At 68.6% G+C, this 23,555-nt stretch carries 21 protein-coding genes; 7 read left to right on the forward strand and 14 right to left on the reverse strand.

Translation table 11 applies throughout. The annotated features are described in order from the left end of the window. Nucleotides 1-62: 62 nt before the first annotated feature. Together ccmB and ccmA are read right to left on the reverse strand one after the other, a co-directional pair. The gene (ccmB, locus tag P5F91_RS06750) at nt 63-719 is read right to left on the reverse strand and encodes a heme exporter protein CcmB (RefSeq protein WP_145610955.1); all 657 of its coding nucleotides are present in this window, start codon (nt 717-719) and stop codon (nt 63-65) included. Then, the gene (ccmA, locus tag P5F91_RS06755) at nt 719-1,378 is read right to left on the reverse strand and encodes a heme ABC exporter ATP-binding protein CcmA (protein WP_145610954.1); all 660 of its coding nucleotides are present in this window, start codon (nt 1,376-1,378) and stop codon (nt 719-721) included. The genes ccmB and ccmA overlap by 1 nt, the downstream gene beginning before the upstream one ends. Before the next feature lie 942 nt (nt 1,379-2,320). On the opposite strand from ccmA, the gene P5F91_RS06760 reads away from it, so the two are divergent. Then, nucleotides 2,321-3,451: a type III PLP-dependent enzyme gene (locus P5F91_RS06760; RefSeq protein WP_277906860.1), complete on the forward strand. Its 1,131-nt coding sequence runs from the start codon at nt 2,321-2,323 to the stop codon at nt 3,449-3,451. Nucleotides 3,452-3,574: 123 nt separating this feature from the next. Here the strand turns inward: P5F91_RS06760 and P5F91_RS06765 are convergent, their stop codons facing one another. After that, on the reverse strand, nt 3,575-6,025 hold the full coding sequence (locus P5F91_RS06765) for an ATP-binding protein (protein WP_277906861.1): 2,451 nt from the start codon (nt 6,023-6,025) through the stop codon (nt 3,575-3,577). A 282-nt stretch (nt 6,026-6,307) separates the two neighbouring features. Here P5F91_RS06765 and P5F91_RS06770 point away from each other — a divergent pair, with 282 nt between their 5' ends. Then, a complete protein-coding gene (locus P5F91_RS06770; protein ID WP_145610951.1) occupies nt 6,308-7,399 on the forward strand; it encodes a hypothetical protein in 1,092 nt (363 codons plus the stop codon). A 14-nt stretch (nt 7,400-7,413) separates the two neighbouring features. On the opposite strand, the gene P5F91_RS06775 is transcribed toward P5F91_RS06770, so the two are convergent. Together P5F91_RS06775 and P5F91_RS06780 are read right to left on the reverse strand one after the other, a co-directional pair. Then, the gene (locus P5F91_RS06775; protein WP_145610950.1) at nt 7,414-8,067 is read right to left on the reverse strand and encodes an exopolysaccharide biosynthesis protein; all 654 of its coding nucleotides are present in this window, start codon (nt 8,065-8,067) and stop codon (nt 7,414-7,416) included. Nucleotides 8,068-8,159: 92 nt separating this feature from the next. Continuing rightward, nucleotides 8,160-8,678, reverse strand: a complete 519-nt coding sequence (locus P5F91_RS06780) for an isoprenylcysteine carboxyl methyltransferase family protein (protein ID WP_211106943.1) — start codon at nt 8,676-8,678, stop codon at nt 8,160-8,162. A 137-nt stretch (nt 8,679-8,815) separates the two neighbouring features. On the opposite strand from P5F91_RS06780, the gene P5F91_RS06785 reads away from it, so the two are divergent. The 5 genes from P5F91_RS06785 (at nt 8,816) to P5F91_RS06805 (ending at nt 12,677) form a co-directional block, all read left to right on the forward strand. After that, nucleotides 8,816-9,745, forward strand: coding sequence for a LysR family transcriptional regulator (locus tag P5F91_RS06785; RefSeq protein ID WP_277906862.1), 930 nt, complete (start codon nt 8,816-8,818; stop codon nt 9,743-9,745). A 149-nt stretch (nt 9,746-9,894) separates the two neighbouring features. Next, complete coding sequence (locus tag P5F91_RS06790; RefSeq protein ID WP_277906863.1) at nt 9,895-10,608, forward strand: SDR family NAD(P)-dependent oxidoreductase; 714 nt, start codon at nt 9,895-9,897, stop codon at nt 10,606-10,608. Between the two features lie 24 nt (nt 10,609-10,632). Continuing rightward, nucleotides 10,633-10,866, forward strand: a complete 234-nt coding sequence (locus P5F91_RS06795; protein WP_145610946.1) for a tautomerase family protein — start codon at nt 10,633-10,635, stop codon at nt 10,864-10,866. A gap of 87 nt (nt 10,867-10,953) precedes the next feature. Continuing rightward, nucleotides 10,954-12,039 (forward strand): NAD(P)H-dependent flavin oxidoreductase, encoded by a 1,086-nt coding sequence (locus P5F91_RS06800; RefSeq protein WP_145610945.1) that lies wholly within the window; start codon nt 10,954-10,956, stop codon nt 12,037-12,039. 221 nt (nt 12,040-12,260) lie between these two features. Continuing rightward, the gene (locus tag P5F91_RS06805) at nt 12,261-12,677 is read left to right on the forward strand and encodes an organic hydroperoxide resistance protein (RefSeq protein ID WP_145610944.1); all 417 of its coding nucleotides are present in this window, start codon (nt 12,261-12,263) and stop codon (nt 12,675-12,677) included. Nucleotides 12,678-12,756: 79 nt separating this feature from the next. On the opposite strand, the gene gyrB is transcribed toward P5F91_RS06805, so the two are convergent. The 9 genes from gyrB to mutM all read right to left on the reverse strand — a co-directional run bounded on the left by gyrB (nt 12,757) and on the right by mutM (nt 23,534). Then, nucleotides 12,757-15,279, reverse strand: a complete 2,523-nt coding sequence (gene gyrB, locus P5F91_RS06810) for a DNA topoisomerase (ATP-hydrolyzing) subunit B (RefSeq protein WP_277906864.1) — start codon at nt 15,277-15,279, stop codon at nt 12,757-12,759. Nucleotides 15,280-15,380: 101 nt separating this feature from the next. Further along, nucleotides 15,381-16,619, reverse strand: coding sequence for a DNA replication/repair protein RecF (recF, locus tag P5F91_RS06815; RefSeq protein WP_277906865.1), 1,239 nt, complete (start codon nt 16,617-16,619; stop codon nt 15,381-15,383). 52 nt (nt 16,620-16,671) lie between these two features. Then, nucleotides 16,672-17,796, reverse strand: coding sequence for a DNA polymerase III subunit beta (gene dnaN, locus P5F91_RS06820; RefSeq protein WP_145610940.1), 1,125 nt, complete (start codon nt 17,794-17,796; stop codon nt 16,672-16,674). Between the two features lie 191 nt (nt 17,797-17,987). Next, nucleotides 17,988-18,797, reverse strand: coding sequence for a DNA glycosylase AlkZ-like family protein (locus tag P5F91_RS06825; RefSeq protein WP_277906866.1), 810 nt, complete (start codon nt 18,795-18,797; stop codon nt 17,988-17,990). Beyond that, nucleotides 18,752-19,033 carry a DNA glycosylase AlkZ-like family protein gene (locus P5F91_RS06830; protein ID WP_277906867.1) on the reverse strand — a complete coding sequence of 94 codons (282 nt, stop codon included), beginning with the start codon at nt 19,031-19,033 and terminating at the stop codon, nt 18,752-18,754. Before P5F91_RS06830 ends, P5F91_RS06825 begins: the two co-directional genes overlap by 46 nt. Before the next feature lie 159 nt (nt 19,034-19,192). Beyond that, on the reverse strand, nt 19,193-20,710 hold the full coding sequence (gene dnaA, locus P5F91_RS06835; protein WP_277906868.1) for a chromosomal replication initiator protein DnaA: 1,518 nt from the start codon (nt 20,708-20,710) through the stop codon (nt 19,193-19,195). 951 nt (nt 20,711-21,661) lie between these two features. Further along, the gene (gene rpsT / locus P5F91_RS06840) at nt 21,662-21,925 is read right to left on the reverse strand and encodes a 30S ribosomal protein S20 (protein WP_088872298.1); all 264 of its coding nucleotides are present in this window, start codon (nt 21,923-21,925) and stop codon (nt 21,662-21,664) included. Between the two features lie 262 nt (nt 21,926-22,187). After that, complete coding sequence (locus P5F91_RS06845; protein ID WP_211106942.1) at nt 22,188-22,565, reverse strand: hypothetical protein; 378 nt, start codon at nt 22,563-22,565, stop codon at nt 22,188-22,190. A 111-nt stretch (nt 22,566-22,676) separates the two neighbouring features. Further along, on the reverse strand, nt 22,677-23,534 hold the full coding sequence (gene mutM / locus P5F91_RS06850) for a bifunctional DNA-formamidopyrimidine glycosylase/DNA-(apurinic or apyrimidinic site) lyase (protein ID WP_277906869.1): 858 nt from the start codon (nt 23,532-23,534) through the stop codon (nt 22,677-22,679). Nucleotides 23,535-23,555: the final 21 nt, after the last annotated feature.

Here is a 23,555-nt window from a genome sequence, read left to right on the forward strand (position 1 = left end):
CAGGCCCAATGGTGTACCCGGGCAATGGATTGGTTAACGCTCGTCCCTAGACCTGGGGCCGGCTACTCATGCGCCGCCCGCAGCGCCGCCGCGATGGCCAGCGGCGCCAGCACCAGCGCGCCGCACAGCATGCCGCCCAGCAGCAGCAAGTGCGGCCGGGGGGAGAGGCCGGACAGGCCGGCGTCCAGGCCGGCGGCAGCGAAGATCAACACGGGGATGTAGAGCGGCAGCACCAGCAGGGGCAGCAGCACGCCGCTGCGCCGGGCGCCCAGGGTCAGGGCCGCCCCCACCGCACCGATGAGGCTGAGCAGCGGCGTCGTCAGGGCCAGCGTGCCCACCAGCAGGCCCAGCTGGTCTGCCGGCATGCGCAGCAACAGCGCCAGCAGGGGCGCCACGATCATCAGGGGCACGCCCGTCACCAGCCAGTGGGCCGCCACCTTGGCAATGGCCACGCCCTCCGCCGGCAAGGGCGAGAGCAGCAGCAGCTCCAGGCTGCCGTCCTCGAAATCGCCCTGGAACAGCCGCTCCATGGACAAGAGCGCCGCCAGCAGGGCCGCGATCAGCAGCACGCCGGGGGCGATGCGGGTCAGCACGTTGGGCTCCGGCCCCACGCCGAAGGGGAACAGCACCACGCACAGCACGAAGAACATCAGGGCGGCGGTGGCGTCGCTGCCCTGGCGCAGCACCAGGCGCAGGTCACGCAGAATGAGGCGGAGCATCAGGCGGCGTCCTCCGTCCCGTCCTGATCATCCTCGACGGGCGCGAAGGTGGCCAGGTCCAGAAGCTCGCCACCCGGAGTCGCCAGGTCGATATGGGTGGATAGCACCACCCGGCCGCCACCGGCGCGATGACGGGCAATGGCCTCTTCCAGCAGGGCGACGGAAGCACGGTCCAGGCCCACGGTGGGCTCATCCAACAGCCATAGGGGCGCCGGTGCGGCCACCAGGCGGGCCAGCGACAGGCGTCGGCGCTGCCCCGCCGACAGGAAGCGTCCGGGCACGTCGGCAATCGTGTCGATGGCGAAGGCGTCCAAGGCCGCGTCCACCCCGACGCCGCCGCGCAGGCCGGCCCAGAAGGCCAGCATCTCCCGGCAGGTGAAGCTGGCCTTCACCGCGTCCAGGTGGCCGACATAATGCAGGCGGGCCCGGTGCGCCTCCGGATCCTGGCCCAAGGCCACACCGTTCCAGGCGATGGTGCCGCGCAAGGGCTTCAGCAAGCCGGCCATCAGGCGCAGCAGCGTCGACTTGCCGCTGCCGTTGGGTCCCACCAGGGTCAGGCAGCCGCCGGCCGCCAGCTGGAAGTCCAGGTCCTGGAACACCAGGCGCCCGCCGCGCAGGCACAGCAGGTCGCGGCCGGTGAAAAGCTGAGGTGACGTCATGGGCCCTGGGCGCCGGAGTCGAAGGGGTCCCGACTATAGGCCGCAGGCGGCGGCGGCACAAAGCGCTGGATCAATTGCCCAATTCAACGTGCCCGGAATCAATCGCGTGAGACGTCCACACCATTGCAGGGCAAGCCCAGCGGGCGGATGCCCGCGCCCGACATCTGAGGGAATCGATAAAAAGAAAACGGCCACCGCGGGGGGCAGGTGCGGTGGCCGTTTGGTAGACCAGCCGGGGCAGGCTGGAGAGGACACCTCCGGTAGGCCGGTCGGGGGAGACCGGGCGGGAGTGCTTCCGACCCCGGCAGGGGATCATGTCGCGTCGTCCTCTATGCGCATAAGGCCAGCGCGACATGGCCAATTTGGGCCGCAAAAGTGGCGAAAATGAGATTTGTGGCGGAGCCGGCGTCCGGGCTGGAACCCGCAAGGTGCCAAGCGGAATTAGAGGTCAAAGCCATGCGGTGCGGGAGATTCGGCCATGAAGTCGCAGGGGCGACGTTCACCAAAAAAAATCGCTGTGCAACCCCGGCTTTCCATCTTATATAGCGCTCAGTCGCAGCGCACGTGCCTATGGCCCCGGGCGGAATGGTTCCACCTCAGGGTTATGCAACGACGTAACGCGTATCCTCGTCCGTCCCTTAAGCAAGGCGGCGAATTGGAGGCTACGATGGTTGATGTTGTTGTCGGTGGGCACGCGCCCGCCTTTCCTCGATCCCCCGCCCCCACTCTGATGCAGAGTCGGATGGGCCATGATCAGGCGGTCTGCAGTCAGACCGGGCCGGTGGTTTGCGCGCTTCTGGCGCCGCCTGGGCATATCTCCAGTATCTGACCCGTTCGGGCCGGCCGCTTTATTGGCACGCCTGAACGGACCCGGGCCATTGCCCGGTTAAGCCCCCATTCCCGATCCATCCCCTGATATGCCTTTTGGCCTCGGAGTCATCGATGACCGAGAAGATCGCTCGTTTTTTCGCTGAGAACACGCCCGCCACGCCCTGCCTGGTGGTCGACCTGGACGTCGTCGCCAACAATTACGCCAACCTGCACGACGCCCTGCCCGAGGCCCGGATCTTCTATGCCGTGAAGGCCAACCCGGCGCCGGAAATCCTGAAGCTGCTGGTCGAGCGGGGGTCCTGCTTCGACACCGCCAGCATCCCGGAAATCCAGTACTGCCTGACCGCCGGCGCCACCGCTGACCGCATCAGCTTCGGCAACACCATCAAGAAGGCGTCGGACATCGCCTGCGCCCATGCCCTGGGCATCAGCCTGTTCGCCTTCGACAGCATGGAAGAGCTGGAGAAGATCGCGGAGCATGCCCCCGGCGCCCGCGTCTTCTGCCGCATCCTGACCTCGGGCGAGGGTGCCGACTGGCCCCTGTCGCGCAAGTTCGGCTGCGAGCCGGAGATGGCGACGGAGCTGCTGCTGGCCGCCTCCACCATGAACGTCGTGCCTTACGGCGTGTCCTTCCACGTCGGTTCGCAGCAGCGCGACCTGACCCAGTGGGACAAGGCCCTGGCCCAGACAGCCGAGATCTTCCATGCCTTGGAAGAAAAGGGCGTGATGCTGCGCATGGTGAACCTGGGCGGCGGCTTCGCCACCCGCTACCTGAAGGACATCCCCAGCGAGGGCGAGTATGGCAACGCCATCGAGGCCTCGCTGCGCAAGCACTTCGGCAATCGCCTGCCCGAGACCATCATCGAGCCGGGCCGCAGCATGGTGGGCAACGCCGGCGTGATCCGGTCGGAAGTGGTGCTGATCTCGCGCAAGTCGCACCGGGACGAGCGCCGTTGGGTCTACCTGGACATCGGCAAGTTCGGCGGCCTGGCCGAAACCATGGACGAGGCCATCAAGTACAAGATCCAGACGCCCCATGACGGCGGCGCCGCCGAGCCCGTCATCCTGGCCGGCCCCACCTGCGACAGCGCCGACGTGCTGTACGAGAAGACGGAGTATCGCCTGCCGGTGGACCTGCGCATCGGCGACAAGGTCGACATCCTGGCGACCGGCGCCTACACCACCACCTACTCGGCGGTGAACTTCAACGGCTTCTCGCCGCTGGCGTCCTACTACATCTAAGTTTCTTCGAGACCTTGTCCGTCGCGGAAGCGGTGGGGGAAAGGCCCGGAAGCACTGCGCTTTCGGCGCCTTTTCATTTGACCTTCCCTCTGTCGAGGGCGTCTGCCGCCGAGCAAGCCCTTGTCAGGCGCCCTTGTCCCCCAACGCCGCCGCCATCACGCCGGGCGACAAGCTGGGACGGCCGTCCTCGCCGGCGCCGCCTGTCAGCAGACGCTGGCTGGGCAGGATGAGGGAGACGGTGGTGCCTTGGCCCAGTTGCGAAGCGATGTCCAGCCGGCCGCCATGGAGTTCGGCCAAGCCCTTGGACAGGGACAGGCCTAGGCCGGTGCCTTGCGTCGTGCGGGCGTAGACGTTGTCGATCTGCTGGAAGGGCACGAAGACCTTGGACAGGTCCTCCGCCGCGATGCCGATGCCGGTGTCGGTGACGGCGATGACCAGCTGGGCCTCGGGATTGATGGTGGCGGTCAGCGACACGGTGCCGCCCGGGTCCGTGAACTTCACGGCGTTGGACAGAAGGTTCAGCAGGATCTGCTTGATCTTCACGTCGTCAGCCAACAGCGGGGGCAGCCCGGGCGCCATGGCCACCACCAGGTCGATGCGCTTTTCCATGGCGCGGGCGCGGGCGATGCGCTCGCACCCCGCCACCAGCGCGCCCACGTCGCATACCCGCTCGCGCAGCTCGACCTTGCCCGCCTCCATCTTCGAAACATCCAGGATGTCGTTGATGATGGCCAACAGGTGGCGACCGCTGGCCACGATGTCACCGGCATAACCGGTGTTGGTCGCCTGGTCGGGAACGCGGCGCAGGTCATTCTCCAGCACCTCGGCGAATCCGATGATGGCGTTCAGCGGCGTGCGCAGCTCATGGCTCATGTTGGCCAGGAACTCGGTCTTGGTGCGGTTGCCCAGCTCGGCGGCGGCCTTGGCCCGCTCCACCTCTTCCGCCGCCCGCTCCGCCGATATGGCGACGGCGGCCAGCCGGCTGGCCCGGCGCGCCAGGTCCAGCATCCAGCCCTCGGGCGACCGTGGGGTGCGGAAATAGACGGCGAAGGCGCCCAGGGGATGACCGTCACCAGCCAGGATGGGCAGGGACCAGCAGGCGGCAACGCCGGCCTCTGCTGCTGCCTGCCGGAACTCCCGCCACAGCGGGTCGCTGGCGATGTCGGTGACGATTACCGGCTCGCCCCGGTAGATGGCCGTGCCGCAGGACCCGACGGACGCCCCCACCTCCGTCCCGTCGACGGCGCGCACGAAGGCCGGCGGCAGGCTGGGGGCGGCGCCGGTCTGGATGTGGCGCCGCTCAGCATCCACCAGCACGATGGAGCAAAGCCCGCCCTCCAGCTCCGCCTCCATGCCGGAGCAGAGGGCCGACAGCACGGCCGACAGGGGCGCGCGCCCGGCGGTCATGCCCAGCACCTTGCGTTCAACTGTCAGCAGCCGCTCCGCCCGTTCCCGGCGCTGGGTCTCTCGTTCGATGCGGCGGGCGTGGGACCAGTAGAGGGCCAGCGCCGAATGCAGCTCCGCCACCAGGGGATCGCGCCCCAGGCGCGGCAGCAGCGCCGGCGCCTGGGCCACCTGCCCCTCCGCCAAGTCGCGCATCAGCCGGGCGGTGCGCGACACGGCAAGGAACACGCCCTGGCGCAAGGTCACCAGGATGGCCAGCGTCAACAGGGCCGCCAAGGTCAGCGGCGCCCCGGCCTTGATCGCCGCCCAGCCGGCGGCGGGGACGGGCATCGCCGCCCAGCGGTCCAACGCCCCGTCCGCCACGGCGCCGATACCGGTGAGCGCCGTCATCACCTCCTCCGGCGCGCGCCGGCCATTCAAGGCGGCGGTGAAACGAGCCAGGGCCACGGCCAAGCCATCGTCGGGCCGCGAGGACGCGGGCCAGTCCAACAGGGGGGCGGTCGTGGCGGCGGATGGTTGCATCAACGCGTCCGCCCACGCCAGGTCGGCGTCCCGGCGGGCCGCCAGCGCGTCGCCGGCCAGGACGGCGTCGGCGCTGGGCAGGCTGTGGGCGGCGGTGGCCACGACCTCGCGCGCCAAGCGGCCCTCGGCCGTGGCCAGCGCCCTTTCCCCCGCCAGCCAATTGCGTAGCAGAGGCGGATCGCGGTCGCCGCCGGCCCGATGCAGCATCTGGTCCACCGCACGGCGCGGCCCCGCCAGCTCCTGACGTATCCCGGCCAGCCGCTGGCGTGCGGTGTCCAGCGCGGCATTGGCGGGCAGCGCCTCCAGCGCCGCGTCCAACGCCTGGTCCGCCTGCCGCCGTTTTTCCGCCAGATCATCCGCGGAAGGGGCAACCGCAGGGGGGCTGGCCGCGGGGGTGGTGACGGCTGGGGACGCAGGCAACGTCCCCGCCGCCTGCAAGGCCAGGTATGAGGCCGTCCACTGCGCCGACTGGATATCCAGCGCGCCCGCCAGCCCCCGAGCGGCCAGCACCAGGGCATGGCCGTTCTGCGCGTCACGCGCCTGGATCCAAGCCGTCCGCATGTCCACGACCGCCAGCCCCAGTTGCAGGGCCGCCAAGCCGGCAAGGGCGCCCATCACCGACTGGCGCATGGCACCGACCCGGCCCATCTGTTCACAAAGCAGCTCATTGGAGAAATGATCCCAAGGCCCACACCTTGTACCTGTGGCCCACTGTATGCGAGGCCGAGGCCCCCGCGCAAATATCCAGGGGGGTGGGGTACCGCCCAAGTGAGGGTGGATGCGACACAAGGCGGGCATGTCCGGCGGCACCTAAATCCTTGCGTGGGCACCCTTGACCTCACCCCCCGTCGTCTATACCTGACGCAAGGTCGAGGCGGCCGACATAGGGCGCCGTTACCGCTATCCTGCTGCCTCCCGGATCCCGCCCCGTTGACGTCTTCTCCCGCCCCTTCCGACAGCGAGGCCACCGCCGAGGAATTCCCGCCCACGATTTCGTCGTCGGGCGATGATGGCCTGTTCGCCGATGACGACCGCGACGCGCTGCACATCCTGCCGCTGGGCATGATCCCGGTGCAGACGCCGGGCCTGAAGCGGGCGCGGCTGATCAAGAACGCGCGGCTGGAGACGGTGGTGGAGGTGTTCCAGGACCGGTCGGCCGGCAGCGGCCAGGTGAACCCGGAACACCTGGCCACCATGTACCCCTCGCACGCCAAGGAAATGCGCACCGACATGGCGCAGATCCACCGGCTGACCCAGCTGAACAGCTACGACGTCTATAGCCTGCGCATTGAGCTTCGCCGCCTGGGTATCCCGGTGGAGGACGTCAACTACCTGCGCCTGTCCGCCGGCAAGCGGCTGGAACTGACCACCTATATGCGCGACTTCACCCTGCCGCTGATCCAGCAGGTCTACGGGTCGGAACAGCGCCCCATCAACGACATCGCCGACCTGTTCCAGCTGCTGGCCAACCCCGACCGGGAAGAGGCGCTGCGCAACCTGACCCTGTTGTCGCAGAAGCTGAACGTGCAGCTGCAGGACATCCCCAACTTCCTGGAGGAATACGGCGACGTCTTCCTGTCGCTGGCCTATTTCCGCAGCTGCCTGGACGGCCTGGTGCCGGAGGTACAGCGTTTCATGGGTTGGGTGAACGAGGCCACCAAGAGCGAGATGATCACCCGCGACCGCCTGCTGATGAAGATGATCGGCGACGTCATGCGCATGCTGACGGGCATCACCACCTCCATCACCGGGCGGTTCGAGGCGTTTGACCGGCGCAGCAAGGATTTCTGGCACGACATCAACGCCGACAGCTTCCGCTCCGTCCGCGCCCAGTTGTCCGCCCACCATGTCACCATCGGCGGCGTGCTGTGCGGCCTGGCGGTCAAGATGGCCCTGTGGAAGGCCCGCTTTCCCCATGGCGGCGGCGGACCCATGAAGCGGGTGGAATTCGTGCGCTCCGAAATCCTGCCCGGCCTGGACCATATCAACCGTATCGAGAAGTCGGCCGCCGGCACGCACTGAAGCAGGCGTCGGCCCTACAGGCCCAGCGTATGCTCCAGCAGGAACAGCCCGCTTTTCAGCAGGGCCACCAGCACGCCCCAGACGACGGCCACGGACGTCACCGCCGTGCCCAGCCCCAGCAGCACCCATACCCCGTCCCGTTCCAGCACCCCCAGGGCCACCAGGCTGATGGCCACGGCCGGCAGCATGTTGCCGAGCGGTATGGGCAGGAACAGGATCAGCGCCAGCAGGAAGCAGACCAGCCCCACCGCATGTTCCACCGGCGGGCGGGCCAGCACGCCCAGGCGGGGCTTCAGCATGCGTTCCGCCTTGGCCAGCCAGGGCGCCACCTTGGCCATCATGGCGGCGAAATCCTTGCGAGCCAGCGACCGGCTGGAAATGAAGCGGGGCAGCCAGGGCTTGCGCCCCAGGGCCAGCTGCGCCGTCAGGAACACCAGCGGCAGGCCCAGCACGGCGGAGGTGCCGGGCGGCATGGGCAGGGCGTTGGGCACGGCGAAGACGAAGATCAGCGCCCCCACCGCGCGGTCGCTCAGCGCCGTCAGCAGGTCGCCGATGGCGATACGGTCCCGCCGTTCGTCGGCCGCCAGGGCTGACAGGATGTCGGAAACCTTGTGAGGCCGGGGGATCGCGGCGGCAGCGTGACTGTCAGTGGCCTCACCCGCGGTCATGCTGTCCCTCTGATCCCATCCCTATGGCCTTGCGCCCATTGAGGTGGGGTCGGCAACCTCCTGGGTCCAGCGATTTTTCCCGTCGCGGCGGATCAATAGGCGGCGAAGGTCTCGCGCATGGCCCGTTCCTCCTGCCGGATGCGGATGGTCAGGGGCACCAGATAGACGACCAGACCGGCGACCAGGGTGCAGTAGGCGTGCAGCGTCAGGGCGAAGCCCACCAGTTCCGGCAGGATGTTCAGGAAATAATTGGGGTGCCGCACCAAGCGGAACAGCGGATGGGTCACCAGCTGGTGATCGCGCGCGATCAGCAACTTCACCGTCCACAGCCGGCCCAGCAGCCGCACCACCACCAGCAGCATGATGGCGCCGAACAGGTAGATGGCGAAGCCGAAGCCGCTGACGGCGTCGACGGGCGCGGCGCGCACCAGCCCCTCCACCGTCGCCGACAGGTAGAAGGCGATGTGGGCGATGGTCAGCGCCAGGGTGTTGCGCGCGCCGTGCTCCACAGCACCGGCGGCGCGCAGCGCCTTTTCATGCCGGATGGAGACGGCGAGCATGGCGAAGCGGTAGGCGAAGGCCAGGACGATGAACAGGATCAGGGTGGTCACGGCGGCACGGTGCTCCAAGGGACGAAAGCGTCGGGCGCATCCATAGCATAAGCGCCCCGGACGATGCCCCATTCCAACCGTTGCGTTCCGGCTCTATCGTGGGAGCCAACCCCACCCGCCTGCGAGAGCCTCTCCCAATGGACCGTATCGACGCGATGAGGGTGTTCGTGGCCGCCGTGGATGAGGGCAGCCTAGCTGGCGCCGCCCGCCGCATGCGCCGCTCGGCCGCCGCCGTCAGCCGGGCCATCGCCTTCCTGGAGGGGCATGTGGGCGCGGCGCTGCTGCACCGGACCACGCGCTCCCTGCATTTGAGCGAGGCCGGGGAGCGCTATGCCATCGCCTGCCGCCGCGTGCTGACGGAACTGGATGAGGCGGACATGCTGGCCGCCGGCGAACGCTCGGCGCCCCGCGGCCTGTTGACCGTGACCGCCCCGGTGGCGGCGGGGGAGAACGTGCTGGGCCCCATCGTGGCGGGCTTCATGGACGCCTATCCCGAGGTGTCCGTCCGCCTGAACATGATCGACCACCCGGTCAGCCTGATCGATGAGGGTATGGACCTGGCCCTGCGCATCTCCTACCTGGCGGACTCGGCCCTGGTCGCCACCCGGGTGGGAGAGGTGCGGCGGGTGGTGGCGGCCTCGCCCCGCTACCTGGAAAGCCATCCGGCCATCGAACAGCCGTCGGACCTGGCCCGCCATGCCATCGTAGCCATGACCCATTTCGGGCTGGAGACATGGAGCTTCCCGCCGGTGCCCGGGTCGGCGGTGCCCCGCACCGTCAGCTTCACCCCCCGCCTGGTGGTCAACACCATTCGCGCGGCCGCCGCCGCGGCGGTGGAGGGGCGGGGCGTGACCCGCCTGTTTTCCTACCACATCGCGGCGGAGCTGGCGGCCGGCAGCCTGAAAGTCATCCTGGATCGGGATGAGCATGAGCCGGTGCCGGTGCACCTGATCGCGCCGCCGGGGCGCCTGTCCGTGCCCAAGGTGCGCGCCTTCGCCGATTATGCCGTGCCGCGCCTAAGGGCCCATTTCGCCCAACTGTGCCCGCCTCCCCTCAAGTCCCTTTAAACACCGCACTCTTCCTCGCGGCGCAAGAATGTCTGCCGCCGGCCGGGCGTTCACCCGCAACCAGCCGGAGCGCATCTTTCGGGTCATCCACAGGGCAACGTCGTCGACAAGGACGATCGCCCGCAACCGATCCCGAAGGAGTTTCCATCATGAGCACCACTGGAAAAGTCGCCATCGTCACCGGCGCCTCGCAGGGCATCGGCGCCGCCACCGTCGCCGGCCTGATCGCCCAGGGCTATCGTGTCGTCGCCACCTCGCGCACCATCCAGCCCTCGCAGGATCCGAACGTAGCTACCGTGGCCGGCGACATCGGCAGCCGCGAAACGGCGGAGCGCGTGGTCGCCACGGCGCTGGAGCGCTTCGGCCGCATCGACAGCCTGGTCAACAACGCCGGCATCTTCATCGCCAAGCCCTACACCGACTACACGGACGAAGACTACGCCCGCGTCCTGTCCACCAACCTGAACGGCTTCCACCACATCACCCAGCTGGTCATCGCCCAGCTGCTGAAGCAGGGCAACGGCGGCCATGTGGTGCAGGTCACCACCAGCCTGGTGGACCACGCCAATTCCGGCGTGCCCTCGGTCCTGGCCTCGCTGACCAAGGGCGGGCTGAACGCCGCCACCAAGTCGCTGGCCATCGAGTTCGCCGGCCGGGGCATTCGCGTCAACGCCGTCTCCCCCGGCATCATCAAGACCCCGATGCACGACCCGTCTACCCACGAGTGGCTGGGCAAGCAGCACCCGGTGGGCCGCATGGGGGAGATGGCCGACATCGTGAGCGCCATCCTCTACCTGGATAATGCCCCCTTCGTGACGGGTGAGATCCTGCACGTCGACGGCGGCCAGAGCGCTGGTCACTAACTCTAGGAAGGCGGGAGAGCCATCATGCCTGTCGTCACCATCCAGATCACCCGCGAAGGCACGGCGCCGGGCGCCGACGCCACCACAGCGGAACAGAAGGCAGCCCTGATCAAGGGTGCCAGCGCGCTGATGCTTGAGGTCCTGGGCAAGCCGCTGGACAGCACCTTCGTCGTCATCGAGGAGGTGCCGCTGGAAAACTGGGGCTGGGGCGGACTGCCCGTGACGGAGTACCGCCGGCGCAAGGCGGCCGTCCCCTGACCGCGCCCTGATCGCGGGAAGCCGGGGATGCCAATTAATGCATCCCCGGTATATCTTTCATCAGCTGTTCCGGATAGGAGACATCCCATGTCCACCCCCGCCGCCGCAGGCCGCCTGCTGGACCTGCTGAAGATCGACATCCCCCTCATCCAGGCCCCCATGGCCGGCGTTTCCACTCCGCCCATGGCAGCGGCGGTGTCGGGTGCCGGCGCCCTGGGCTCCCTGGGCCTGGGCGCCAGCACGCCCGACCAGGCCCGCGCCATGATCCGCGCGGTGCGGGAGCGGACCAGCCGTCCCTTCGGCGTCAACCTGTTCGTCCACCAGCCGGCCCAGCGCGACGCCGCGCGCGAGGCCGCCTGGATCGACCGTCTGCGGCCGCTGTTCGACCGCTTCGGCGCCACCCCGCCGGCCGAACTGCGGGAGATCTATCCCACCTTCCGCACCGATGACGCCATGCTGGCCATGCTGCTGGAGGAACGGCCGGCCGTGGTCAGCTTCCATTTCGGCCTGCCGGACGCCGGCCGCGTCCGCGCCCTGCGCGCCGCCGGCATCGCCCTGGTCGCCAGCGCCACCAGCCTGGATGAGGCGCGCCAGGCGGTGGCGGCGGGCATGGACGCGGTGGTGGCCCAGGGCTATGAGGCCGGCGGCCATCGCGGTGTGTTCGATCCGGACGTCCCGGACGACCGGCTGGGCACCCTGGCCCTCACCCGCCTGCTGGCCCGCGACCTGGCCGTGCCGGTCATCGCCGCCGGCGGCATCATGGACGGCGCCGGCATCGCCGCAGTCCTGGCCTTGGGTGCCGGCGCGGCGCAGTTGGGCACCGCCTTCGTCAGCGCCGACGAATCGGCGGCCGACGCCGGCTATCGCGCCGCGTTGAAGGGCCCGGCGGCTCACCACACCATCATGACCCGCGCCATTTCCGGCCGGCCGGCGCGCAGCCTGGCCAACGCCTTCACGCGCCTTGGCGAGAGCCTGCCGCCGGACGCGGTGCCCGCCTACCCGGTGGCCTACGACGCCGGCAAGGCGCTGAACGCCGCCGCCAAGGCCGCCGGCGACACCGGCTATGGCGCGCAATGGGCCGGCCAGGGCGCCCCATTGGCCCGCTTCCTGCCGGCGGCCCAGATCGTCGCCGAACTGGCGGCGGAACTGGCCTACGCCCGCCGCCACGGCTAAGGCCCCGTCCCGCCGCTCTCACGTCTCCGATCAACGCCCCCTGAGACCGGGCCAAGGCTCGCATCTGAGGGGGCATTCTTTTCCAATGAAAAGTCGTACGCGATCTAATCGGATATATTGACAATAAGCGCCATCCGGGCCATCTTCCGTTCATCCGATTATATCGGACACGATTAAAATACCCTCACCGCCCTTCACCCCCACACTGAGGAATCCAGACCATGAGCCAGATCGACACCGTCCTGTACACCGGCAAGACCCACACCCAGGGCGGCCGCAACGGCCATGCCCGCAGCAGCGACGGCCAGCTGGACGTCACCCTGTCGCCCCCGGGTTCCGGCCGCCCCGGCACCAACCCGGAACAGCTGTTCGCCGCCGGCTGGTCCGCCTGCTTCATCGGCGCCATGAACCGCGCCGCCCAGGTGCTGAAGGTCAGCCTGCCGGCCGAGACCGCCGTGGATGCGGAGGTCGACCTGGGCAAGGGCGGCGACGCCTTCTTCCTGCAGGCCCGCCTGACCATCAGCCTGCCCGGCCTGGACCGCGCCGTGGCGAGCCAAGTGATCGAGCAGGCCCACCAGCTCTGCCCCTACTCCAAGGCCACCCGTGGCAACATCGACGTGGAATTGCAGTTGGCATGACGCCTGACAGCGTCAAAGAAAAGCGCCCCGGGATTCGCGTCCCGGGGCGCTTTTCTTTCATTGCACAGTAAAAGGCGGATCAAACGTCCAGGTTCGCCACCTTCAGCGCGTTTTCTTGGATGAAGTCGCGGCGGGGTTCGACGATGTCGCCCATGAGGGTGGAGAACACCTCTTCCGCCTCGTCCACGTGGGTGACCTTGACCTGCAACAGCGAGCGGATCTTGGGGTCCAGCGTGGTTTCCCACAGCTGGTCCGGGTTCATCTCGCCCAGGCCCTTGTAGCGCTGGATGGCCAGGCCCTGGCGGCCCTGTTCCAGCACCGCGTCCATCAGGCCGGTGGGGCCGACGATGGTGCGGGTGGTGCGGCCGCGGTAAGTCAGGGTGGCGGCGTCGGTGAAGACCGTCTTCAGGAAGTCGGCCATGGCGTCCAGGCGGCGGGCCTCCACACTCTTCAGCACGTCGGCGTCCAGGATGTGGCGGTGGGTGACGCCGCGGCTGGTGCGGAACAGCATCAGGCCGCCCTCGCGCGCGCGCTCACCCTGCCAGGCGCCCACGCCCACGGTGGCGCCCTCGCCGGCATTGCCGGCCGCCTGGGCGGCCTGGGCCTCGATGCGGTTCAGGCGGTCCGCCACCACGCGGGCCAGTTCATCGGCCCGCGCGTCGTCGGTCAGCAGGGTCATGGACAGGGCGCCGGCCACGGCCGCCTGTTCCACCACGGAGGCGTTGCCCACCTTGCGGGTCAGGGCCTGCAGCTGGTGGCGGGCGGAGCGGGCCTGCTCCACCACGTCGCGCAGCTCCCCACCCAGGCGCTCGCTGCCATCCGCGGCCCTGAGGGTCACGTCCTCCAGCCCCTGGCCGATCAGGTAATCGTCCAGCGCCCGGTCGTCCTTCAGGTAGCGTTCCTTGGCCGTGCCGCGCTTCACGCGGTACAGCGGCGGCTGGGCGATGTAGAGGTAGCCGCGCTCGATCAGCTCGGGCATCTGGCGATAGAAGAAGGTCAGCAACAGGGTGCGGATGTGCGCGCCGTCCACGTCGGCGTCGGTCATGATGATGACCTTGTGATAGCGCGCCTTTTCCGCGTTGAACTCCTCACGCCCGATACCGGTGCCCAGCGCGGCGATCAGGGTGCCGATCTCGGCCGAGGACAGCATCTTGTCGAAGCGCGCGCGCTCCACGTTCAGGATCTTGCCGCGCAGGGGCAGGATGGCCTGGAATTGGCGCGAGCGGCCCTGCTTGGCGGAGCCGCCGGCCGAGTCACCCTCGACCAGGAACAGTTCGCTGAGCGCCGGGTCGCGTTCCTGGCAATCCGCCAGCTTGCCGGGCAGCGAGGCCATGTCCAAGGCGCCCTTGCGCCGCGTCAGTTCACGCGCCTTGCGCGCGGCCTCGCGGGCAGCGGCGGCCTCGACCACCTTGCCGATGATGCGCTTGGCGTCGCCCGGATGCTCTTCCAGCCAGGTCGCCAGGGCGTCGGCCACCACCGCCTCCACCACCGGGCGGACCTCGGAGGAGACCAGCTTGTCCTTGGTCTGGCTGGAGAACTTGGGGTCGGGCACCTTCACCGACAGCACGCAGGTCAAGCCCTCGCGCATGTCGTCGCCGGAGAGGTTCACCTTCTCCTTCTTCGCGATGCCGCTCTCGTTGGCGTAGTTGTTCAGCGTGCGGGTCAGCGCCGCGCGGAATCCCGCCAGATGGGTGCCGCCGTCACGCTGGGGGATGTTGTTGGTGAAGCACAGCGTGCTCTCGTGATAGCTGTCGTTCCACTGCAGCGCCACTTCCACGCCGATGGTGCCGCCCAGGTCGCTCTGCCGTTCGGCGCGCAGCGCGATGCCCGGCTTGTGCAGCGGCGTCTTGGACCGGTCCAGCCACTGCACGAAGGCCTCCAGCCCGCCCTCGTAATGCAGTTCGCACGACTTGGGCTCCACCCCCCGCGCGTCGGTCAGGAACAGGGTGACGCCGGAGTTCAGGAACGCCAGTTCGCGCAGGCGGTGTTCCAGCGTCTGGTAGTCGAATTCGGTCTTGGTGAAGGTGGCCTTGGACGGCAGGAAGGTCACCTCTGTCCCGGACAGAGGGCGGCCGTCGGCCTTCAGCGGGGCGGGGCCGGTGTTGGCCAGCGGCGCCTGTGCTTCACCATGGGCGAAGCGCATCTCCCACACCCGGCCCTGGCGCCAGATGCGCAGGTCCAGGATTTCTGACAGGGCGTTCACGACGGACACGCCCACGCCGTGCAGGCCGCCGGAGACCTTATAGCTGTTCTGGTCGAACTTACCGCCGGCGTGCAGCTGGGTCATGATGACCTCGGCCGCCGACACGCCTTCCTCCGCATGGATGTCCACGGGGATGCCGCGGCCGTCGTCGCGCACGGTGCAGGAGCCATCGGGATTCAGGATGACGTCCACCCGCGTGCAATAGCCGGCCAGCGCCTCGTCGATGGCGTTGTCCACGACCTCGTACACCATGTGGTGTAGGCCGGAACCATCGTCGGTGTCGCCGATGTACATGCCGGGACGCTTGCGCACCGCATCAAGGCCTTTCAGCACTTTGATGGAGCTGGCGCCGTAATCCTCGGCGGCGGAGTCGGGGGTCGTCAGAGCTTCTTGTGCCATGGATACACTCTACCAGATATCGCGTCGCCCAGGGGCAAAACCGTCATAACCAAGGGGGATCGCAGCCCCCCATTCCGCGGACTCTCGAAAGCGCCAGGGGCCTATCCGGCGCCCACCACCACGCCGCCGCCGGTTTCGTCCGGAACCACCCGGACGTGGCTGGCGGCGGTCCCCAGCTCGGCGAAGGTGGCGGCGTCGGTGCCCGTCATCCACGCCTGGGACCCCGTGGCCAGCACCTCCTGGAACAGGGCGGTGCGGCGCTCGGCATCCAGGTGGGCGGCCACCTCGTCCAGCAGCAGCAGGGGCGGCGCCCCGCCCTCGGCCGCCATCAGCCGGGCGTTGGCCAGCACGATGGCGATCAGCAGGGCCTTCTGCTCCCCGGTGGAGCCCAGGTCCGCCGGCATGCCCTTGGCCAGGTAGGTCACGGCCAGGTCGCTGCGGTGCGGGCCCACGGTGGTGGTGCCGGCGTGCGCGTCGATCCGCCGCGCCTCCGCCAGGGCCCGGCGCAGCGTGTCCTCCGCCTCCACCGCCGGCCGGTCGGCCAGCCAGCCGTCCAGAGTGCCGGTCAGGGCCAGGCCCGGCGCCGGGAAGGGCCCCACGCCCCGGCGGCAGGCGGCGGCCAGGCGGGCGGTCACGTCGCGGCGGGCGGCGGCCACGGCGATGCCGTTGGTCGCCATCTGATCCTCCAGCACCGTCAGCCAGGAGGGGTCGCCCCCCTCGCGCAGCAGGCGGATGCGGTCGCGCATGGCCTGTTCGAAGCGGCTGAGGTGGCCGGCATGCTCGGGATGGAAGCCGAACACCAGCCGGTCCAGGAAGCGGCGGCGGCCGGCCGCCCCCTCCACGAACAGGCGGTCCATCTGCGGCGTCAGCCAGACGCAGGAAACATATTGCGCCAGCGCCATCTGGCTTTTGGCCGGGCGGCCATCGATGTGCACCACGCGGCGCTCGCTGCCCGGGGCGCCGTTGGGGTCGCGGCCGGTGCCGATCTCCACCGCGCCCAACGGCGTCTGCACCTCGGCGGCCACGGCCCAGCCCGGCGTCTCCCAGGTTTCGCCCGGGGCCTGCAGGCGTTCCACGTCGCCCAGCTTGGCGCGGCGCAGGCCGCGCCCGGGGGCCAGAAAGCTGACGGCCTCCAGCAGGTTGGTCTTGCCGGCGCCGTTGGGACCGGTCAGCGCCACCGGCCGCCGGTCCAGCGTCAGGCGGGCCTGGGCGTAGGAGCGGAAGCGGGTGACGGTCAGCCGCGTGACGGCCAGCGCCGCGAATGGCGCGGGCACCGCCCCCCCATGCTCATGAGGGGCGCCCTCCGGCTTCCCCGTCAGGGGCGGCTCTTCTGTGGACATGGCGCCCATATTGGCCAGCAACCGCTACTGCCGCCCCGGGGACCCCAGGACCTCAAACGCGCATTGGCATGAGGACATAGAGGGCCGAACCATCGGCCACGTCGCGCACCACGGTGGGCGAGCCAGCGTCGGCCAGGGTGAAGCGAACCCCCTCGCCCTCGATCTGCTGGGTGATGTCCAGCAGGTAGCGGCTGTTGAAGCCGATCTCGAGCGCGGTGTTGTCGTAGCTGACCTCGATCTCTTCCGTCGCGGAACCCGCCTCGGGGCTGGAAGCCGACAGGGTCAGGATGCCGCGGTCCAGGCTGAGCTTCACCGCCCGGCTCTTTTCCGTGGAGATGGTGGCGACGCGGTCGACGGCGGCGGCGAACTGGCCGGCGTTGACCTCCATCACCTTGTCGTTGCCCGTGGGGATGACACGCTCATAGTCCGGGAAGGTGCCGTCGATCAGCTTGCTGGTCAGCACGATGCTGTCGAACGCGAAGCGCACCTTGGTGTCGGACAGTTGCACCTCGATGCGGTCCGCCGCCTCGTCCAGCAGCTTGCGGACCTCGATCACGGTCTTGCGCGGGACGATGACGCCGGGGATGCCGCCGGCGCCGTCCGGCAGGGCCATCTCCACCCGGGCCAGGCGATGGCCGTCGGTGGCCACGGCGCGCAGCACGGGGATTTCAGCGGCACCGGTCTTGGCCTTGGAGGCGTGCAGGTAGATGCCGTTGAGGTAGTAGCGCGTCTCCTCGGTGGAGATGGCGAACTTGGTGCGATCCACCAGCATCTTCAGGTCGCTGGCCGACAGGCTGAAGCGGTGGCCGGTGTCGCCGCCGGCCATGACGGGGAAATCCTCCACCGGCAGGGCGCCCAGGCGGAACTGCGACCGGCCGGACCGCAGGGTCAGCGTGTCGGCGGTGAAGTCCAGTTCCACCTGGCTGCCATCCGGCAGCTTGCGGGCGATGTCGTACAGGGTGTGGGCGGGGGCCGTGGCGGAACCGGGACGCGCGATGTCGGCCGGCACGGATTCCACAATCTCCAGATCCATGTCGGTGGCGGTCAGCGCCAGCTCACCGTTTTCCGCCTTCAGCAGGACGTTGGACAGGATCGGAATGGTGTTCCGACGCTCCACCACGCTCTGAACATGACCGAGAGACCGGAGCAAAGCCGCGCGTTCGATGGTGATCTTCATGCCGTTCCGCTTGTGCTGACCCGTCGCCCCTGTGAGGCGCGGCGATTGTTTGCCTTGAATCCCCTAAGGCCCCCCCACAGGGCCTGGAAAAAGGGGTGGTCACCATAGCACAAGCCCCGCGCGGCGACAGCGTTTTCGACCGATTCCAGAGCCATTCGGAAGGCCGAGTCGCCGCCTGTCCGAAAGGGGGATCATCCGCCCGCGTATCGCGCGTCCAGGCCGCCCGAAAGGTGGCGCAGGCGGCCCAGGACGACCCGCCGTTCCGCCTTGGTGAGCCGGCCCAGCGGCGCCAATTCCACCTCCCACGCCGGCTGGCCTTGGACGGCCAGGCGGCGATGGGTCCAGGTCGCCGCCACCCGCCCCTGGCGCAGCACCACGGCCGAGATCCAGCCGGCCTGGCGGTAGATGGCGGTACGGTGCCTGGCATCCACCACCTGGGCGGTGTCGGCGTGGGCCAGCAGCCAGGGATCGAACAGGGGCAGCACCGCAAGGTGGCCGGCCGGCATCTCGGCGGCGCGCGCCGCCGCCTCGTCCTGCGCCAGGATGTAAGCGGGACGGCCGTCCATCTCCACCGCCAGCAGTTCGCCCGCCAGGTCCTGGAAAGCCTGGCGGCAGGGGCCGGCGGGAATGCCGGCGAACTTGCGGAAGTCGGCCGGCGTCGCCGGACCATAGGCTGCCAGATAGCGGCGCAGGAAATTTGCCACGCCCCGCGCGCTGTCCGCCGGCGCCACCGCCTGGCCCAGCCAGGCGGGCAGGCCCACGAAGGCGGCCTCGTTATCGTCGGGACGCAGGGGACCATGGCACAGATGGCCCAGGGCGCAGGCCAGCTTCAGCACCCCACCCCAGCTGTGCTCCAACCAGGGCCGGGCCCAGTCACCCAGCTGCGGCACCAGCCGGCGGGACAGGTCCATGCGGCTGTGCGGCCCATCGGCCAGGGCCCGGACCACGGCGTCGATCAGCGTCGCCACCCGGTCGGGGGCAGGCCCTCGCGGCTGTACCACGCGTGGTACTCCGGCTGCTTCAGGCGGCGCAGGGCCAAAAGGTCGCCCAGGTCGGCCGTAGGCACCAGATGCAAGGTGGAGCGCTGGGCCCACAGCTTGACCAAGCTGCGGCTGTCATGGAGGGCCCTGGCCACATCAGCATCGGCCAGGGCGGCCGTGCGCGCCCGCAATTGCAGGATGGCGGCGGACTGCACCTGGGCCTGGGCGCCCAGCAGCGTGCCGGCCGCCGTCAGCATGTCGGGCGCCGGGGCCAGCAGATGCTGGCGGTCCAGGCGGAAGGCCAGCGCCTGGGGCAGTGAGATCGCCAGGGGGGAGGTCAGGATGGCACCCCGATCAAGGAAGGGAGCGGACCGGGTACATTAGGGCGGGCCTTGACTGTTCCGCCAAGCCGCCCCTCAGCCTTCCAGCATGCGCCGCAGCAGTTCCACGTCCTCGGAAAAGGTCGGGTCGGTGGCGCACAACTCTTCCACCTTGCGCACGGCGTGCATCACGGTGGTGTGGTCGCGGTCGCCGAACTTGCGGCCGATCTCGGGCAGGGAGCGGGCGGTCAGCTGCTTGGACAGGTACATCGCCACCTGGCGCGGGCGGGCCACGGCGCGGGCACGGCGGGCGGAGCTCATGTCCGCCAGGCGGATGTTGTAATGCTCCGCCACCTTCTTCTGGATTTCCTCGATGGTCACCCGGCGGTTGCTGGCGCGCAGCAGGTCGTGCAGCACTTCCTGGCTGCTTTCCAGGGTGATGGCGCGGCCCACCAGCTCAGCATGCGCCACGATGCGGTTGAGGGCGCCTTCCAGCTCACGCACGTTGGACGTGATCTTGTGGGCCAGGAACTCCAGCACCTTCTGCGGAATCTGCACCCGCATCTGCTCGCCCTTGGACTGCAGGATGCCCAGGCGCAGCTCGTACGTCGTCGGGTGGATGTCGGCCACAAGTCCCCAGCCGAGGCGGGAGCGCAGGCGCTCCTCCATGCCTTCCAGGTCGGACGGGCTCTTGTCGGCGGAGATGATGACCTGGCGGTTCTGGTCCACCAGGGCGTTGAAGGTGTGGAAGAACTCTTCCTGGGTGCTGTCCTTGCCGCTGATGAACTGCACGTCGTCGATCATCAGCACGTCGACGGAGCGGAACTGCTCCTTGAACGCCATCGTGTCCTTGTACCGAAGCGCCCGGATGAACTGGTACATGAACTTTTCCGCCGACAGGTAGATCACCCGGCGAGCGGGGTCCTTCTTGCGGATGTGCCAGGCGATGGCGTGCATCAGGTGGGTCTTGCCCAGGCCCACGCCGCCGTACAGGAACAGCGGGTTGAAGGTCACGGCGTTGGCGTCGGCCACGCGGCGGGCGGCGGCGAACGCCAGCTCGTTGGGTTTGCCCACCACGAAATTCTCGAAGGTGAAGCGCGGGTCCAGCAGGGCCGAGACATCGTCGCGCTCCTCCCCCAGGCCGTTTCCGGCGATGAAGGCGGGCAGGGCCGGCGCCTCGGCAACCCCGTTCAGGCCGCCATGCAAGCCGCCGTTGAGGGACGCGGACGCCTCGACCTCGTCATATGTGGGCAGGTGACCGATGCCGGTTTCCGCCAGCGGCCCAGCATCGGTGGTGGCGTTGGCGGCGGCGCGCGGGGTTGTGGTCAGGGCGCCGCCGAGCGAGGCGTCGTTGCGCGGGGGGGCCACGACGATTTCCACGGACTGGACGCCGGGATTCTCGCCCGACCATAGGGCGCGGATGCGATCGGCGTAATGGGTGCGGATCCAGTCGCGCATGAAGCGCGTGGGCACGACAATGCGCACCTGGCCGCCAATGAAATCCTCAACGGTCAGCGGCTTCAGCCAGCTGCGATACGCGGTTTCACCCACCTCGTCCTTCAGGCGCCCGCTGATGCGCGCCCATTGCTGATCCAGAGATGCCTGAACCGACATTCCCGCTTCGCTCCTGCCCCAACGCCTTCCGGACCCGGACAATCAAATAAGACGACACCGGCCATCGATAGCCGGCCTGACAACCGGATCAAATCGGACCGGAACCTTATGCCGGGAAAGCCCGGTTCCCCCATGAGACAGGTCATCCCGGGATGCATCACCCCGGCAGGTGCCTCATGAAGGCCGGAGGTCCGGGCGACGAGCCCGGAGCCGAACGAAGGCATGGGAGCCGGCTGGACAGCCGGCACGATGGATGATGATGGAAAAAGGCGGTGGACCACGCAAGGTCCCACCCTTTCCAACGCCGCCCTAACCCCGCTTCGTCAGCCCCTGTCGTCGGCCCTGTCCCGGCTGGTTCCGTGACCACCTTTCCTCCCACCGGAACGTTTACCGGCACTGGGTTTGAGGCATCGCCCCGCCCCGTCCGGCATCATTCCGCTGAAACACCAGGCAGACCAAAACCCACACACGCAAACAAAACCGCCCACCTCACGGGATTCGTTTTAAAGAATCTCCCGTAGATGCATGATCTTCTTCAAAGATTCAGAAATCTACCAACGCCAGAGTGATGTAGAGCGCCAAGCGTCAGCATCAATGTACATCTGCCATCGGTCTGCGCGGGCGTTTCCGCCGCTTGATTACTTCATCGAGGAGAACGACCCCGCACATCCGGAGATGCTAGTCGGGCCGTCCGGGACTCGCAATAGGCTCGAAAAGGGAACAAGCAAAAAAGACCGAATGATGCTCGCACCCGCCGCCCGTCACCGGCCCTTCGGACTATTCTGGAAGAATAGGTGAGGATGAACGCAGTAACGACGAGCGGACAAGGAAAAGGCCGCGCCCCCGCCTGTGTCCGGCAGGACGCGGCCTCATCCAATCCACGGTCAAGAGCTGGGACCCCGCCTCATGCGCCGGGCCCCGAGGGCCCGCGCGATCGGCGCGGCCGGCTTATCAGCCCAGAGCGTTGATGCGGAGAGACAGACGGGAAATCTTGCGCGACACCGTATTGCGGTGCAGCACGCCCTTGGAGACGCCACGCATCATTTCCGGCTGGGCCAGCTTGAACGCCTCGGCGGCGGCGGCCTTGTCGCCGGCTTCCAGGGCCAGCTCAACCTTCTTCACGAAGGTGCGGATACGGGACACGCGGGCCCGGTTCACTTCGGTACGGACTTCCGTCTGACGGATACGCTTTTCAGCGGACTTATGATTAGCCATGACAAACCCTTTTCGAACACGACCCTTGCCGTGGAAGGCCGGGCTTATACCCCCTCCCCACGAAACCGTCAAGCGGCACGGCCCTAAAAACCGCGCCAGACTAGACCAAAATCCGGCGGACATGCCCTTGCTTTGGACATCCCGGCCCCCCGGATTCAACGAGTCTAAAACCAGATATGGGCGATTCTGTCGCCGCACCCCAAGATCATGCGTCTTTTACTTTAAACATACCCTTTCCCTTGGGGCGCACTTCGAAAGCGGGCTACTGCGGGCGCAGAATGAAATGCACCACGGTTTCCGCCCGGCTGCCCATGCCGTCGCGGGTCGCCGTGATCTCCAGCTTCTCCCCCTCGCGCGCCCAGCGGCCGTCGCCGGAGGGGTGCCAGCCCAGCTGCGGCAGGGTCTGGGCGTAGAAGGCGGTGATGGCGGCGGCGCTGACGTCGCCCTGGGCCGCCGACTCGACAATGCGGCCTTCCGGCTGGTCGAAAACCACCGCCGCGTTGGCCGGTGCCATCAGCCCCGGCATCAAGGGCAAATCCTCCACCCCCGGCACAAAGCCCGGCTCCACCGGTCCAGCGCCGCCCGGCCCAGCGGCCAAGAGCAGGGGGATGGAAACGGCGGCGGCGAGGACAAGGCGCATTCAGGGCTCACGCGGGGGGCCAGGGAGGCCGGCAAAGTTCGGCCGGCGAGGTTCGCTGGGCGATAAGGTGAAGCATGGCGGGCCGCCCATCAACGGCCAAGGCCGCATGCGTCAGCGCTGCCGCCGTGCGCAGAAGAAGCTGGACCGGCCGGCCTGCACCAACCGTTGCACGCCACCCGTGCGGGCCACGTCGCAGTCGCAACCGGGGCAGGCCTGGCCCTCCCGTCCGTAAACGGCGAAGGAGTGCTGGAAGTAGCCCAGCTCGCCATCCGACTGGACGTAATCGCGCAAGGAGCTGCCGCCGGCGGCGATGGCCTCGGTCAGCACGTCGCGGATGGCCGGCACCAGCCGCTGGGCGTCCTTGCCCGCCACGCTGGCGGCCGATCGTTCGGGGCTGATGCCGGAGCGGAACAGCGCCTCGCAGACATAGATGTTGCCCAGCCCGGCCACCACGCGCTGGTCCAGCAGCGCTGCCTTGATGGGCGTCATCTTGCCGGCCAGGCGCGCAGACAGCGTATCCGCGTCAAACGCGTTGCCCAGCGGCTCCGGCCCCAGCTTGGCCAGCAGAGGATGGCTGTCCACCTCCCCGTCCGCGATCAGGTCCATGAGGCCGAAGCGGCGAGGGTCGTTGAAGGTGACGACGGCGCCGTCGTCCGTTTCCATGACCACATGGTCGTGCGCCCCGGGCGCGCCGGCAGGCCCCCGGCTGACCACCATGCTGCCCGACATGCCCAGGTGGATCAGCAGCGTGTCATTCCCCGAACCGGAACCAGGCTCAAGGCGCACCAGCACATACTTTGCCCGGCGGCCGATGCCGGCCACGCGGCGGCCCGTCAGGCGCTGGACGAAGCCGGGTGGGAAGGGCGTGCGCAGGTTGGGGCGGTGCTGGGCCACGCGCACCAGCGTGCGGCCCTCCATCTTCAGGGCCAGGCCCCGGGCCACGGTTTCGACCTCGGGCAATTCAGGCATGGCGGAGCGCTCTCAGGCTGG

Origin of the sequence: Nitrospirillum amazonense (genome assembly GCF_029594735.1) — a bacterium.
GTDB lineage: Bacteria > Pseudomonadota > Alphaproteobacteria > Azospirillales > Azospirillaceae > Nitrospirillum > Nitrospirillum amazonense.